This is a genomic window from Allorhizobium borbori (genome assembly GCF_014196535.1).
In the GTDB taxonomy this organism is placed as follows: domain Bacteria; phylum Pseudomonadota; class Alphaproteobacteria; order Rhizobiales; family Rhizobiaceae; genus Ectorhizobium; species Ectorhizobium borbori.
This window is the reverse complement of the sequence record NZ_JACIDU010000014.1, coordinates 21,119-35,805: the sequence shown is the minus strand read 5'-3', so window position 1 is coordinate 35,805 and position 14,687 is coordinate 21,119. Positions and strand designations below refer to the sequence as shown.

14 protein-coding genes are annotated in these 14,687 nt (G+C 61.5%); 4 read left to right on the top strand and 10 right to left on the bottom strand.

From position 1 onward, the window contains the following. Positions 1–130: 130 nt before the first annotated feature. The 3 genes from GGQ66_RS16270 to GGQ66_RS16260 all read right to left on the bottom strand — a co-directional run bounded on the left by GGQ66_RS16270 (position 131) and on the right by GGQ66_RS16260 (position 2,407). Positions 131–637: a GNAT family N-acetyltransferase gene (locus GGQ66_RS16270; RefSeq protein WP_183793794.1), complete on the bottom strand. Its 507-nt coding sequence runs from the start codon at positions 635–637 to the stop codon at positions 131–133. Positions 638–839: 202 nt separating this feature from the next. After that, a complete protein-coding gene (locus GGQ66_RS16265; RefSeq protein WP_183793793.1) occupies positions 840–1,796 on the bottom strand; it encodes an HD-GYP domain-containing protein in 957 nt (318 codons plus the stop codon). Between the two features lie 119 nt (positions 1,797–1,915). Further along, positions 1,916–2,407 (bottom strand): NUDIX domain-containing protein, encoded by a 492-nt coding sequence (locus GGQ66_RS16260; protein WP_183793792.1) that lies wholly within the window; start codon positions 2,405–2,407, stop codon positions 1,916–1,918. 40 nt (positions 2,408–2,447) lie between these two features. Between GGQ66_RS16260 and GGQ66_RS16255 the strand changes: the two genes are divergently transcribed. Then, positions 2,448–3,359: a metallophosphoesterase family protein gene (locus GGQ66_RS16255; RefSeq protein WP_183793791.1), complete on the top strand. Its 912-nt coding sequence runs from the start codon at positions 2,448–2,450 to the stop codon at positions 3,357–3,359. Here the strand turns inward: GGQ66_RS16255 and GGQ66_RS16250 are convergent. Further along, entirely contained in the window at positions 3,356–4,933 is a 1,578-nt protein-coding gene (locus GGQ66_RS16250) for an ABC-F family ATP-binding cassette domain-containing protein (RefSeq protein ID WP_183793790.1), read from the bottom strand. The genes GGQ66_RS16255 and GGQ66_RS16250 overlap by 4 nt on opposite strands. Between GGQ66_RS16250 and GGQ66_RS16245 the strand changes: the two genes are divergently transcribed. Then, positions 4,932–5,237, top strand: coding sequence for a hypothetical protein (locus GGQ66_RS16245; protein ID WP_183793789.1), 306 nt, complete (start codon positions 4,932–4,934; stop codon positions 5,235–5,237). The two genes, GGQ66_RS16250 and GGQ66_RS16245, sit on opposite strands and share 2 nt — an antisense overlap. Here the strand turns inward: GGQ66_RS16245 and leuA are convergent. The 3 genes from leuA to GGQ66_RS16230 form a co-directional block, all read right to left on the bottom strand. After that, positions 5,225–6,943 (bottom strand): 2-isopropylmalate synthase, encoded by a 1,719-nt coding sequence (leuA, locus tag GGQ66_RS16240; RefSeq protein WP_183793788.1) that lies wholly within the window; start codon positions 6,941–6,943, stop codon positions 5,225–5,227. The genes GGQ66_RS16245 and leuA overlap by 13 nt on opposite strands. Positions 6,944–7,263: 320 nt before the next feature. Then, a complete protein-coding gene (locus GGQ66_RS16235; RefSeq protein WP_183793787.1) occupies positions 7,264–8,448 on the bottom strand; it encodes a benzoate/H(+) symporter BenE family transporter in 1,185 nt (394 codons plus the stop codon). Between the two features lie 109 nt (positions 8,449–8,557). Beyond that, positions 8,558–9,148, bottom strand: coding sequence for an ATP-dependent Clp protease proteolytic subunit (locus GGQ66_RS16230; RefSeq protein WP_370686367.1), 591 nt, complete (start codon positions 9,146–9,148; stop codon positions 8,558–8,560). 167 nt (positions 9,149–9,315) lie between these two features. On the opposite strand from GGQ66_RS16230, the gene GGQ66_RS16225 reads away from it, so the two are divergent. Next, positions 9,316–9,813 carry a GNAT family N-acetyltransferase gene (locus GGQ66_RS16225; protein WP_183793785.1) on the top strand — a complete coding sequence of 166 codons (498 nt, stop codon included), beginning with the start codon at positions 9,316–9,318 and terminating at the stop codon, positions 9,811–9,813. Between the two features lie 109 nt (positions 9,814–9,922). After that, on the top strand, positions 9,923–10,651 hold the full coding sequence (locus tag GGQ66_RS16220; protein WP_183793784.1) for a DUF2076 domain-containing protein: 729 nt from the start codon (positions 9,923–9,925) through the stop codon (positions 10,649–10,651). 54 nt (positions 10,652–10,705) lie between these two features. On the opposite strand, the gene queF is transcribed toward GGQ66_RS16220, so the two are convergent. The 3 genes from queF to GGQ66_RS16205 form a co-directional block, all read right to left on the bottom strand. Further along, the gene (gene queF, locus GGQ66_RS16215) at positions 10,706–11,170 is read right to left on the bottom strand and encodes a preQ(1) synthase (protein ID WP_183793783.1); all 465 of its coding nucleotides are present in this window, start codon (positions 11,168–11,170) and stop codon (positions 10,706–10,708) included. Beyond that, the gene (locus GGQ66_RS16210) at positions 11,167–12,084 is read right to left on the bottom strand and encodes a cation diffusion facilitator family transporter (protein WP_183793782.1); all 918 of its coding nucleotides are present in this window, start codon (positions 12,082–12,084) and stop codon (positions 11,167–11,169) included. The genes queF and GGQ66_RS16210 overlap by 4 nt, the downstream gene beginning before the upstream one ends. Before the next feature lie 259 nt (positions 12,085–12,343). Continuing rightward, entirely contained in the window at positions 12,344–14,533 is a 2,190-nt protein-coding gene (locus GGQ66_RS16205; protein WP_183793781.1) for an anthranilate synthase, read from the bottom strand. Between the last annotated feature and the right edge of the window lie 154 nt (positions 14,534–14,687).

Here is a 14,687-nt window from a genome sequence, read left to right as displayed (position 1 = left end):
AAATAATAGAGCAAAATTGACATCTGCAGAATTGAAAGACGTCAATTCATACTGCAACGCAACAATACCGGGAGAAATGCAAAACGGCGCCCGAAAGCGCCGTCGACAGAAAACAGGAACTGTACTCGCCTCAGGCGTGGGCATCCCAGGCAATGACGCCCTTCAGACGCGGATGCACATCGTTTGCCAACGGCACGACCAGAACCCGACCGGGATCAACCGGCCCCGGAAAATCCAGCGCGCCATAGGCAACCTTTTCGAAGCCGAGCGGCATGTAATAGGGTGGATCGCCGATGAGGATGACCGCTTCGGACCCCTTGCGGCGCGCGGCCTCAATGGCAATGCGAACAAGCTCCCGGCCAATGCCCATGCTCTTGTGCGAAGGGCGCACCGCCAGCGGTCCCAGCATGTGTCCCTTGACGGAACCGGCCAGCACCGGCGTCATCCGCACCGAGGCGATGGTTTCACCATCATCGGCGCAGACATAGGAGAGAGAACGGTCGTGCGGACCCTGCTCGCGAATGCGCTGGGCGGCCTTGGTGAACCGCGCGGGTCCGAAGGCTTCATCGTTGATGAGTTCGATAACGGCGTCGTGCGACGCATCCTCGGTGAGGTAGACGAGTTCGTGCTTCTGCATGGAATGACCGAATATGAAAGGCAGACAGGACATGGATGATGCTTCGCCGCAAAGGACGTCAGGAGCATCAGCGTCGTCGCAGGGTCCGCATTTCGGTCATCAGGAACTCTTCCGTCTGGAGGTGTTGTGCATGGGTAACAGATTTTCCCGGTGTGTCCAGAGCAAAAATAAAAAGCCATGGGGTACGGTCACACCACCGATCCTAGAGAATCTCCCCCGTCAGGATCATTGTGGACACAAAACTGCGCAGCAATGCCGGATCGAAATGGCCGCTTGCCCGCATCATCATCTCGATCGTGTCCGCCTGGGACCAGGCCTTCTTGTAGGGCCGGATGGTTGTCATCGCCTCGTAGACGTCGCAGATCGCAGCCAGACGGGCGGCATAGGGAATATCCTCACCCGCCAGTCCTGAGGGATAGCCCGCACCATCATAACGCTCATGGTGATAGAGACAGATATCTAGCACGACGGGATCGATGCCCTCAATCTGGCGGAGAAGGTCATGACCACGCTGCGGATGCTGATGCATGATGGCCACTTCCTGCGCGGTCAGCTTGCCGGCCTTGCCCAGCACCTCCTTGGGCATCAACATCTTGCCGAGATCGTGCACCAGTCCGCCAAACCCCAGAAGCTGAAGCTCATTTTCGGAAAGGCCAAGCCTGCGTCCGAACGCAATCATCAAGGCGCTGACGGCAAGCGAATGCAGGAAGGTGGTCTGGTCTGCCTTCTTGAGCCGCAGAATGCCCAGAAGCGCACCCGGGTTGCGGGTTGCACCCGCCATGATCTGTTCGACGGCGGCGTTGGCGGAATCGACGGCAAACACGCCGTTCATGCGTGCTTCGCCCATCAGGCTGCGCACATGCGGCATCGTGCTTTCCACCGATTGCCGCGCCTCGCGGATCTCTTCGCGCGTAAATCTCGCCAGCAGTGATGCCTCCAGCCCTCGCTGGTCGGCCGACCAGATCGACACCCCGTCGCTGGTATCCACGCCGCGTTCGGTATTGATCACCGCGCTCAGGGCAGAGCTTTGCAGAACCCGTTCGACATCGGCAGCCGTCTCTACAAGAAAAGGGCCTGTCCGAAGTGCACGCGTGGTGCTCTCCAGTTCCTCCACAAACATCCCGATGCGCACCTGGCTAAGTCGTATTCTCTTTTTCATTCAAGAATCGCGCGGTCCATAGTCACCGTCCGGAACCACCCCCAACGGCACCAAACTTCTTTCCTGCCTCAGTTTTAGCGCCCAAAGGTTGAAATTGCGCAAACCGAACGATGAAATTCTCACCAGAAATCGGCGGGTGGACGGGTGCCCGCCAGTTCTGCCAGGCGGAAGCGCGTCGCATCCGTTGCATCTTCGGGTAGAGCGTCGGGGTGGAAAAAGCCGCATTCCGCAATTTCGCCATCCGGCGGACGCGGCGCCACCTGCTGCGCCTTCGTACGGTAGAGCAGGACGTGGTCACGCCGGCTCACGCGATTGTTGTAGTAGACATGAAACAGGGCCACCGGCGCCACGGGTTCAAGATTGCCTTCCTCCCGCATTTCCTTCAGCACGGCCTGTATCGCGGTTTCATTCCGTTCGACCCCGCCACCGGGCAGATACCATCCCGGCAGATAGGTGTGTTTCACCAGAAAGACCTCGCCTTTTTCGTTGAAACAGGCTGCACGAACGCCGAGCGTCATGCCGCGCGTGAGCAGGAAAAGCGGATGCATCAAACCTATAAGAAGTTTGTGGTGCAATTTAAGTTCGCTTTTGCTGCCACCGTTGACACTCATTTCACTTGCTCCCCCGTCGCACCGGCTCTATTGCTCGTGCATGTTCACGCTCGCCCATATTTCCGATGTGCACCTCGGTCCGCTGCCACGCCTCACATTGAGGGAACTCGCATCGAAACGCATCACCGGATATGTGAACTGGCATCGCAACCGGCGCAAGCATCTTGCCGGCGGCACGCTGGAATTGTTGCTGGCCGATATTGAAAGCCGCGCGCCCGATCATCTGGCCATAACCGGCGATCTCGTCAATCTTGCGACCGGCACGGAAATACGCAAAGCGGCGGAATGGCTCGACATGGTCGGCCCGCCTGTGGACGTATCGGTCGTTCCCGGCAATCACGATGCCTATGTGCGCGGCGCGGGCAGCCGTTCGACCACCGCCTGGTATCCCTATATGCGCGGTGATGCCGCCGCCGCCAACCGCGCCGACGAGGCGCACGTTTTCCCTTACATGCGCAAGCGAGGCCCGGTTGCACTCATCGGCTGTTCCACCGCCGTCGCAACGCCACCCTTTTCCGCCAGCGGCTATTTCGGCCCGCGCCAGGCCCGCGATCTCGTCAGCATGCTGCGGCAGGCCGGCGAGGAAGGGCTGTGCCGCATTGTCATGATCCACCATCCGCCGATCCGCGGCGCCACCACCATGTACAAGCGCATGCTCGGCATCCGCCGCTTCGCCGCAGCCCTTTCGCTGGGCGGCGCGGAACTCGTGCTGCATGGCCACACCCACCTCAACACACTGCACTGGCTGGATCTCAAGAACGGCCGCAAGGTACCGGTGCTCGGCATCGCCTCCGCCTCCCAGGGCCCCGGCAGCCATAAGCCCTGCGCGGCCTATAACCTCATCTCCGTCGCCGGCACGCCCGACCACTGGAAACTGGCCTGCGACCGCTACGGCCTCGATCCGCGCGCCATGACCATCAAGCTCGAACAGCGCCACGTCCTGCTCGGCTAAAGGGCGATCACGCGCGTGATACCGATTGACTCGAGAAAGGCGCGGTCGTGGCTGATGACGATCAGCGCGCCATCATAACGCGCAAGCGCGGCCTCCAGCGCCTCGATGGATTGAATGTCCAGATGGTTGGTCGGCTCATCGAGAAAAAGCAGCGGCGGCGGATGATCGCCGCCAAGCGTGCAGGCAAGTCCTGCCCGCAAACGCTGCCCGCCCGAAAGTGAAGACACCACCTGCATCGCGGCATCGGCGCGGAACATGAAGCGGGCAAGGGCCGCCCGTGCGGCCTCCTCGCCGCTGTTCGGGTTCAGTCGCCGGAAATTATCGCGAATGGTGGCAGCCCCATCGAGCAGGCTGACCGACTGATCGAGAACGGCAAAGCCAACCGGGCGCTGCACCGTGCCCGCCGATGGCACAAGACGTCCGCTCATCACCGACAAAAGCGTCGTCTTGCCCGCACCATTGGCGCCGGTGATGGCAATACGCTCCGGTCCCGTCACGACAAGCGACATATCCGAAATCACCGGCGAGCCCCCGGCATACCCGGCGCTGACGCCTTCAAGCCTCAGCACGACACGGCCCGGCAGCAGGTTGGTTGAAGCAATTTGCATGGATAGCGGTTGCAGCACTTCCACCCGCTTGCGGGCCGCAGACAATGCCTCCGTCGCCTGCCCATGACGCGCCTCGGCCAGCCGGGCATGTGCGCCGCCGGTCGCTTCGCTTCGGTCCTTCTTGGCATCCAGCAGAATGCGGGGAGCATCGCCCTTGGCCCGTTTACGCCGGCCGGCACCGTCACGACGGGCCTGACGCTCGGCGGTGGCCTGCGTCGCGCGCGCCAGTTCATCCATCTGGCGTTGCGCGATGGCCAGATCATGCGTTGCCGCCGAAAGCTCCAGCGCCCGGCAGGCCCTGTAATGGCTCCAGTTGCCGCCATAGCGGGTTGCCCCGAGCGTCGTCAGTTCGACAATGGCATCCACTTCGGCAAGCAACGCACGGTCATGGCTGATGACAATGGCGCCGCCACGCCAGCCGGCCAACAGATCGATCACCAGCCGCCGCCCCTCCTCATCGAGATTGTTGGTGGGTTCATCGAGAAGCAGGAAATCGGGCTTGTTGAAGGTGAGCGCGGCCAGTGCCGCGCGGGTTCTCTGGCCGCCGGAAAGCGTCGAAAGCCGCGCGTCGAGCGCCCAGCCAAGCCCGAAGCGATCGAGCGTGCCGGTCAGCCGCTCCCTCAAGGTCCAGTCGATGTCCGCCAGTTGTTCGATCGTCGCCGCCCCCGCCTCGGCGGTATCAAGCAGCGCCAGAGCCGGACGGGCGCCGAAAAGATCGGCCACCGTCTCCCCCGCTTGCGGGATAAGATCCTGCCGCAAAAGACCGATGGAACCCGTTATAACGACTGAGCCCGACGCTGGTGCAGTCAATCCGGCGATGATGTTGAAAAGCGTGGTCTTGCCCACACCGTTGCGGCCAATCAGGCCGGTTCGTTCCGCGGCAAAGCGAAAATCGAGGTGATCGAGGAGCGTCCGTCCGTCAGGCGTGGACCAGGTAATTTGAGAAAGCACTATCGAGGCAGGCATGGAAAACATCCCGTTGCGGCATCATCACGGCGAAGGCTGCGGGGTTGAAATCCATGTCGGTCGGCTCCTGTTATCTGGCTGGTGTGCAACGGGTCTGATCTGGAGCATTTCCGGTGATCACGGGATCACCGGAAATGCTCTATCTTTTTGTTTTTACCGCATTGTTCGATGCCGAAGCGATCACGCTTCGGCTGGAAATATTCTAGGCGTGCCGGGCGCTGCGATCAAGAGGGACGAAAATGGCGGCGTCCCTTCCGGAACGCCGCCTTTCTCAAACATTGAAGGCCGGGGTTACTTGCCCTGACGCTCCAGAACGTGGTTCGCGGCCGAGACGACCGCCGCCAGCGAGGCCGTCACGATGTTTTCGTTGACGCCGACGCCGAACAGCTTGCCGCCGGGATGCGCGATCTCGACATAAGCGATAGCCTGCGCGTTCGAACCCTGCTTCAGCGAATGCTCGGCATATTCCACCACCGACAGTTCAATGCCGATATAGTTCGACAGCGCATTGACGAAACCGTCGATGGGGCCATTGCCTCGGCCTTCGATCTTCTTCGTCTCACCCTTGTCGGTAATCTCGGCCTCGACAATCCGCACACCCTTGGCATCGGTTGCCGGATAGGTGTGATGATCGACGAATTTCAGGCGACCCTTCGGCTGGGCAACGTAGAAATCCATGAAGTGGTCGTAGATACGCTTCGAGGGCAGTTCCACGCCTTCCTCGTCGGTAATGCGCTGGATTTCCTCGCGGAATTCCACCTGCAGGTTGCGCGGCAGGTTGATGCCGTAATCCTCCTGCATGATATAGGCGATGCCGCCCTTGCCCGACTGCGAGTTGATGCGGATGATCGCCTCATAGGTGCGTCCGACATCCTGCGGGTCGATGGGCAGGTAGGGCACTTCCCACATGCCGGTATTCGACTTCTTGATCGCCTTCATACCCTTGTTGATGGCATCCTGGTGCGAGCCGGAGAAAGCCGTGTAGACCAGTTCACCGACGTAAGGATGACGCTCGGGCACGCGCATTTCGTTCGAATATTCGAACACATCCTTGATGCGCTCGACATCGGTGCAATCCAGTTCCGGATCGACGCCCTGCGTGTACATGTTCAGCGCCAGCGTCACCACGTCGACATTGCCCGTACGCTCGCCATTGCCGAACAGCGTGCCTTCAACGCGATCGGCACCGGCCATCAGGCCCAGTTCCGTGGCGGCGACGCCCGTGCCGCGGTCGTTATGCGGATGCAGCGAGATCAGCACGTTTTCGCGGTTGTCGATGTTGCGGCACATCCATTCGATCATGTCGGCATAGACGTTCGGCGAGGCCATTTCGACGGTAGCCGGCAGGTTCAGGATCAGCTTGTTGTCCGGGGTCGGCTTGATGACCTCGATCACAGCGTTGGACACTTCGAGCGCCACTTCCAGTTCGGTGCCGGTGAAGCTTTCCGGCGAATATTCGAAGCGGTAGCCGCCGCCGGCCTTGGCGGCCATGTCGGTGATCATCTTGGCGGCATCGACGGCGATCTGCTTCACGCCCGCGACGTCCTTGCCGAACACCACACGGCGCTGCAGCTCGGAGGTGGAGTTGTAGAAGTGAATGATCGGGCGGTTGGCGCCTTCCAGCGATTCAAAGGTGCGCGTAATCAGTTCCGGGCGGCACTGAACCAGCACCTGCAGCGAAACGTCGTCCGGCACATTGCCCTGCTCCACGCACCAGCGGGCAAAGTCGAAGTCGGTCTGCGACGCGGAGGGGAAGCCGATCTCGATTTCCTTGAAGCCCATATCCAGCAGCAGCTTGAACATGCGGGCCTTGCGGTCGTGGCCCATCGGGTTGACCAGCGACTGGTTGCCATCACGCAGGTCCACCGAGCACCAGATCGGCGCCTTGGTGATGGTCTTGGACGGCCAGGTGCGGTCGGGAATGTTGATCTGCGGATAGGCGCGATACTTCGCCGAAGCATCCGGCATGCCCTTGCTCTGGGCGCCCGTGTTCTGGGTGAATGCGTTCATGGTCTTTCTCCTCGTGCTCTCCGCTACCGGCCCGGTCGTTCTCGGGGGCTCTGGTGGTGCGAAGCGAACCGTTTTGGTTCGGAATACTGTCGATGGGGTGTTCTGGCGAGGAGCTTTTCAACCGGCGGGCTTGACGGCCGCCGGGCGCTCCTCAACGGACCCGGCAACCGCGAGTAAGGCTAAGGAGAAGAAGAGCGCCAAGAGCACGGAACGGCACGAACGCGGCGTCTGCACCGCGCACAATTTCCCCGTTCGTATTGAAGCTCTTGCTAACCATGGTGCTCCTTATACCCACGCCCTCGAAAATTGCAAGCGCCCGGTCAATTTTTCAGCGTTTGCACGAAATGCGACAGGCCCAGCATAAGCCCTCCGGCCAGAAGGCCCCAGAACGCGCCGGAAACGCCGCCAAACGCAATGCCGGAAGCCGTGACCAGAAAGGTGATCGCTGCCGCCTCGCGATCCTTGGGCTCCTTGAAGGCCGAGAGCGCGGAACCCGAAAACGCTCCGACCAGCGCCAGTCCCGCCACCGCCTGTATGAGAATGGGCGGCGCCAGCGCCACAAAAGCCGTGACCGCGCCGGCCAGCAGGCCGATGACGACATAGCCGAAACCGGAAATGATGGCCGCCCAGTAGCGTCGCTTCGGATCGGGATGGGAATCCTCACCCGCGCACATCGCCGCCGTGATGGCCGCAAGGTTCACCGCATGGCCGCCGAAGGGAGCGGACAGAATGGAAAACAGGCCGGTGACGGCAAAGAGCGAACCGGCGGCGGGCTCGTAATGATTGACCCGCAGCACGGCAATGCCCGGAATGTTCTGTGAGGCCATGGTCACGAGAAAGAGCGGCAGGGCGATGGAAACGACCGCCTGAAGATTGAACACCGGCGTGACGATTTCCACCGGCGGCAGGGCAGACGCCACAACATTGCTCCACGCACCCTCCGGCACGTCGATGCCGAACAGCAGCACCAGCACAAAAGCGCCAAGGGCCGCCGGCACGGCCCACAGCCGCTTGAAGGCCCCGACCACGATCCACGCGACGACAATGGGCAGGCCGAGCATCGGGTTGAAACCGACAGCCTTGACCGGCGCAAGGCAGAGCGACAACAGCACACCCGCAAGCATCGCATTGGCAAGCGATGCGGGAATGGCGCTCACAGCCCGGCCAAGCGGTTTGAAAAGCCCGGCGACAACGATAAGCGCGGCGCAGATGAGAAACGCGCCGACGGCGGCGTTGAACCCGCCTTCCACTACGCCGGTGGTCGCCAGAAGCGCAGCCCCCGGTGTCGACCACGCGATGGAAACCGGCATTCTGGTCACGGCGGACAGAACGATGGCGCAAAGCCCCATGGCGATGGACAGCGCCATCAGGCCCGAGGCCGCTTCGATATCGGTGGCCCCGACACCCTTCAGTCCCTGAAGCACGACGGCGAAGGAACTGACGAAGCCAACGAACGCCGTCAGCACGCCCATGAAAAAGGATTGGCCGGAAAAATCTCGAAACATGGCAATACCGTTTGAAAAGGATGCGAGGGCAAGTATGCCCGGCGCAACGGGCCTTCAGAAACGAAAAAAGCGCCGCGTCTTGCAACGCGGCGCTTCATCAATCGTCGGATCAGCCGATTTCCGACTGCGAGGTGATGACCTTGGAGACCAGACCGTATTCCACGGCGTCCTCCACGGACAGCCAGTAATCGCGATCGGTATCCTTGGCGATCTTTTCAACCGGCTGGCCGGTGGCGGCTGCGAAGATCTTGTTCAGGCGCTCGTTCATCTTGATGATCTCGCGGGCCTGGATCTCGATGTCCGAGACCATGCCGCGCGTGCCACCGGACGGTTGGTGCAGCAGGAAGCGCGTGTTCGGAAGCGCGAGACGGCGTTCCTTCGGAACCGAGACATAGATCAGTGCGCCGGCAGAGGCGACCCAGCCCGTACCGATGATCCAGACCTTGGGCTTGATGAACTTGATCATGTCGTGAATCGAATCGCCCGATTCGACATGGCCACCCGGCGAATTCACGAAGATGCGGATATCGTCGTCACTGGCAGCCGCCAGCGCCACGAGCTGTGCGCACACCTTGTGGGCCAGTTCCTGCGTAATGCCACCATAGATGAAAATAGAGCGTGACTTGAAGAGGTTGGCTTCCGCCTCCTTGCCCAGCGGCAGTTCGGTCGTCTTCTCGTCTTCGTTGTCGCTCATAGGCATGTCTCCGTTTTGGTGTTATACTTTCGTTCGAGCCATCCGAGTCCCGGTGCCGTCGGCCGAACGAACAAAGCGTCGTCCTGTCGTAAAACAATGCGGGAAAAAGACAAGCTGTTTGGGCACGGGGTTCACGGAAAGTCACGGAAACGGAGACATTCGAAAGAGGTACGATGACTGGCATAGTCGCAATCCGGCGCCTGACGGGCGATGATGTGGACGCGGTGGCCGATGTCTACAGGCAATCCTTCGGTCAACGCCTGCCTTGGCTTTCCGGCGTCAATGCGCGCGATGAGGATCGCCTTTTCTTCCGCGAAACCGTATTTCCGCAATGTGCGCTGTGGGGCGCCATTGATAATGGCCGTGTCATCGGCTTTGCGGCCGTGCGCGGCATCTGGCTCGATCACCTTTATGTGTTGCCGGAATTCCAGAGCCGGGGCGTCGGCAGCATGTTGCTGCGCCATTGCCAGGCACAATCCGGCGAACTGCAACTGTGGACCTTCCAGCAGAACTGCGGTGCCAGCCGTTTCTACGAGGCTCACGGCTTCGACCTGATCCGCACCACGGAAAATCCGGAGAGCAACGACAAGGAACCCGACGCGCTGTACCACTGGAAGCGCGCTCCGGGCCTCGACAGCGCCCCGCCCATCGAGGACGTGGTCGGCGTCTGACGGGCGGCTTCCCTTACCAAAATGTAACCCGCGCCACGCTTGGAAATGCCTTATTCCGTTTCTACCTCCTTGTTCGATCGCGGCAACCGTGACGATGAAGGAGAACGCCATGTCACCGGAAGAACGCCAGCTTCTGAACGATCTTTTCGCCCGCACCCGCACGGCCGCAACCGGTCCCCGCGACCGTGAGGCGGAGGCGCTGGTCGAGCAGGCGACGCGCGAACAACCCGCCGCCGCCTATTATCTCGCCCAGGCCGTCATCGTGCAGGAAAAGGCCCTGGCCGCTGCCGCCGAGCGCATGCAGGCGCTGGAAGCACAGATCGAAAGCCTTGAGCGCGGCGGGTCACAGCAGCAAACGGCTTCCTCCGGCGGCTTTCTTGGCTCCATCTTCGGTTCGGCCCCTGCCCCGGCCAGCGAACCCGCGCCGATCGGACCTTGGTCCCGCGCCGCCCGCAGCAGCTATGCGCCGCAGCAGGCTCCTGCGCCGCAAGCCTATGGCGGCCCGTGGGGTGGCAGCCAGCCGCAGCCGGCGTCAGGCTCCGGCGGTTTTCTGCGCGGCGCGCTCGGCACCGCTGCCGGTGTTGCCGGCGGCATGCTGCTCGCCAACTCGATTTCCGGCCTGTTCAGCGGCCATTCCGGCCTGTCGGGCATCGGCTCGCCCTTCGGCTCGGCGAGCTTGCCGGGAACGGAGGTGATCGAGGAAACCGTGGTGAACAATTATTACGGAAGCGATCCGGGCCGCGAAACGGCCGACACCGGCCTCAGCAACAACGATGTCCAGCAGGCCGATTTCGATGACGGCGCAGACGACTTCGACGGCGGCGACAGCTTCGCCTGAACCTGAATCGAAACATAAAAGGCGGGGCCCAACCCCGCCTTTTTCTTGGCTTTCTCAACCCCGCCCGCGATAGGTCGGCACGCCTTGTTCCGGCAGCCACACGCCCTTGGGCGGTTCGCCGGATTGCCAGAACACATCGATGGGTATGCCGCCGCGCGGATACCAGTAGGCGCCGATGCGCAACCATTTCGGGTTCAGCAACTCCATCAGCCGCCGCGCGATATAGAGCGTGCAATCCTCATGAAACGCACCGTGATTGCGGAATGAGGTGAGGAACAGCTTCAACGCCTTCGATTCGACCAGCCAGCCATCGGGAATATAGTCGATAACGATGTGGGCGAAATCCGGCTGGCCGGTCATCGGGCAGAGCGAGGTGAATTCCGGCGCGGTGAAGCGCACCACGAAGTTCATGTCGCTGTTGGTCGCCGGCACCTTTTCCAGCACCGCCGCTTCCGGGCTTGCCGGCATATCCGTTTTCGCACCGAGCTGGGTCAGCCCGGAAACATCGGTATGGCTCATTTTGCTTTCCTCTCCACCGCGATGCGCACACCATGCGCTTTTTCGCTTTCAGGCTCGACATGGATATTCGTCACCGCGCCGGCAACCACCTTGCCGATCGCATCTTCCAGACGGTCGCATATGCGGTGCGCCTCGCCAACCGTCATCGCCGCGGGAACGACAAGATCGAAATCGATGAAGGCGGCCGGACCCGCCCGACGGGATTTCAGCCCGTGCGCACCGAGCGAACCCATCGCATTGTCGGCAATCGCCTTCTTCAGCGCTTCCTCCTCCTCCGGTTCGATGGCCCGGTCCATCAATCCGCTGACGGAGTGGGAAATCACCTTCCAGCCCTGATAGAGAATGTTCAGCGCGACCAGAATGGCCAGCACGGGGTCGAGGATCGCGTAACCCGTTGCCACCGCACCGACCAGACCGACGAAGACACCCGCCGATGTCACCACATCCGACATGATGTGATGCCCGTCCGCCGTCAGCGCCACCGAACGATGCGTCTTGCCAACGCGGATCAGGATCGTCGCCCAGACAGCGTTGATGACGCCGGCTGCAGCATTGATGGCAAGGCCCAACACCGGCGCTTCGAGAAGTTGTGGAGCGCGCAGCGCGCCAACCGCCTCCTGAATGATGAGCAGGGCCGCGACGACAATCAGCACGCCCTCGAGAACCGCCGAGATATATTCCGCCTTGTAATGGCCGAACTGGTGATCCTCGTCCGGCGGTCGCTTGGCATAGCGAATGACGAAATAGGCGATGAAGGCGGCCACGACGTTGACGGTCGATTCCAGACCATCCGACAAAAGCGCCACGGAGCCCGTCACATACCAGGCGACGAGCTTCAGCCCCATCACCCCGAAGGATAGCGGGATACCCCAGAAGGCAAGACGCTCGACTGTATGGTCGCCATGCGCGCTCATCGTTCTCTCCTTTTGCAGATGCGAATGATTTGCAAAAAATGCAGCGTAAACAACGCGAAACCGCGCTCACGGGTACCCCGTGGCGCGGTTTCAACGGGCGCTTCTATGCACCCGAAGCGTTTCGGGGTCAAGAACGGCAAGCCTATTCCGGTAAGATTTTCTCAACAAATAAAAGGCCCCTTGCGCGCGCATCACCTGGAACCATCTTCAACGAAAAAGGCCCGGTTTCCCGGGCCAGATATCGTCGGGGCAGAAGGTCTCACGCCGCCTTGGTCTTGGCCTTGCGCGAGAGCTTGGACACCACGTTTTCGATCATCCGCATGCCGGCCTCGCCGCCAAGCGTCATGATCGATTCCGGGTGGAACTGCACGGCCGCGACCGGTTCCCTGGCATGCTCGATGCCCATGATCGTGCCGTCCTCGCTTTCGGCCGTGATGATGAAATCGCGGTCGAGCGTCGAGGGATCGGCGAAGATCGAGTGGTAGCGGCCGACCGTCACTTCCTTGCCGAGACCGGCGAAGACGAGGCCCGGTTCCAGAACACGGATACGCGAGGGCTTGCCGTGCATCGGCACCGCAAGCTGGCGAAGCTGGCTGCCATAGGCTTCCGCCAGCGCCTGAAGCCCGAGGCAGACGCCGAAGATCGGCAGGTTGCGGGCGCGCGCCTTCTTGATGGTGGCTTTGCAGTCGAAATCGGTCGGGCTGCCCGGTCCGGGCGAAAGCACGACGAGATCGGGATCGAGCCGGTCGAATACCTCTTCGGCCACCGGTGTGCGCACCGTCGTCACGATCGCGCCGGTCTGGCGGAAATAATTGGCCAGTGTGTGCACGAAGCTGTCTTCGTGGTCCACGAGCAGAATCTTGACGCCCTGCCCCACCCGGTTCACGCCGCCACGGCCAGCGGCATTGTCGCCGCTCTTGGCGCCACGGATGGCGGCCAGCATGGCGGAGGCCTTCAGTTCGGTTTCGGCTTCTTCTTCCTGCGGATTACTGTCGTTGAGCAGCGTCGCACCGGCACGCACCTCGGCAATGCCGTCCTTGACGCGAATGGTGCGCAGCGTCAGGCCTGTATTCATGTCGCCGTTGAAGCCGACCATGCCGATGGCGCCGCCATACCAGGCGCGCGGGCTCTTCTCATGGTTTTCGATGAAGCGCATGGCCCACAGTTTCGGCGCGCCGGTCACGGTCACGGCCCAGGCGTGGGAGAGGAAGCCGTCGAAGGCATCCATGCCATCGCGCAGGCGGCCTTCAATGTGGTCGACCGTGTGGATGAGACGCGAATACATCTCGATCTGGCGGCGACCGATGACCTTCACCGAACCCGGTTCGCACACACGGCTCTTGTCGTTGCGGTCCACGTCCGAACACATGGTGAGTTCGGACTCGTCCTTCTTCGAGTTCAGGAGCTTCAGGATCTGTTCGGAATCGGCAATCGGATCGTCGCCGCGCTTGATGGTGCCCGAGATCGGGCACGTCTCGATGCGACGGCCCGAAACACGCACGAACATTTCCGGCGAAGCGCCGATCAGATATTCCTGATCGCCGAGATTGATGAAGAAGGAATAGGGCGACGGGTTGATGGCCTTGAGGCGACGGGAGATATCCGACGGCTGGCTGTCGCACCGCTCCATGAACTTCTGGCCGGGCACCACTTCGAACAGGTCACCGCGGCGGAAGCTTTCCTTCGCCTTGACGACAAGTTCGGAATATTCGCCAGGGTGATGATCACCGCGCGGCGGGATCGTATCCGTCTTGCGGAAGGGATCGGCGGCGATGTCGGCGCTCTTGCCGGCAGTCGTCAGGCCACCCTTCTCGAAATCATAGGCATCCACCCAGGCGCGGGCGGAATAATGATCCACCACGAGGATCTCGTCCGGCAGATAAAGCACCATGTCGCGCTGGCCCTCAGGCCGCTCGAGCTTCAGCTTGATGGCGTCGAACTGGAAGGCGAGATCGTAGCCGAAGGCGCCGAACAGGCCGATGGCCGCATCTTCCTGGGAATAGAAGAGATCGACGATGGCGCGCAACACGGAGAAGACAGTCGGAATACGCGAACGTTCTTCCTCGGTGAAAACCCGGTCGGGCTCGCTGACGGTCAGGTCGATGCGGCGCTTCATGACAGCACCCAGAACGATGTCCTCGACCGTTTTCAGCTTTTCGGAAACGAAGGACAAGAGCACTTCGCCGCGCTCGTTATAGGCTTCGATCCAGACGGAACGGCCGAAGCAGAAAATGCCGAGCGGCGGATCGATGATTGCGGTATCCCAGCGCGTGTAGCGACCTGGATATTCATAGTTGGACGAAAAGACGGCGCCCCGGCGCTCGTCCAGTCTCGCCACGTAACCGTCGACAGCGCCCTCGTAAGCCACTTCGCGACGCTTGCGCCGAACCTTGATGCCGCCGCGCGTCTCGTAGGCTTCCGCGCCGTCGCTTTCAATCACCGTAACCATGCTGCTCGTCTCTCCGTCGTCTCTCAGCCCTTGAAGCAGACGGCTGGATACGAAAAAAGCCGCCTGAAGTTCGGGCGGCTTGGTGTCTCGTCCATGGACATGACTGGTCAAGGCCGCTTCGCGCAGACCCACCACCAGTTCGCAATGTTCACAG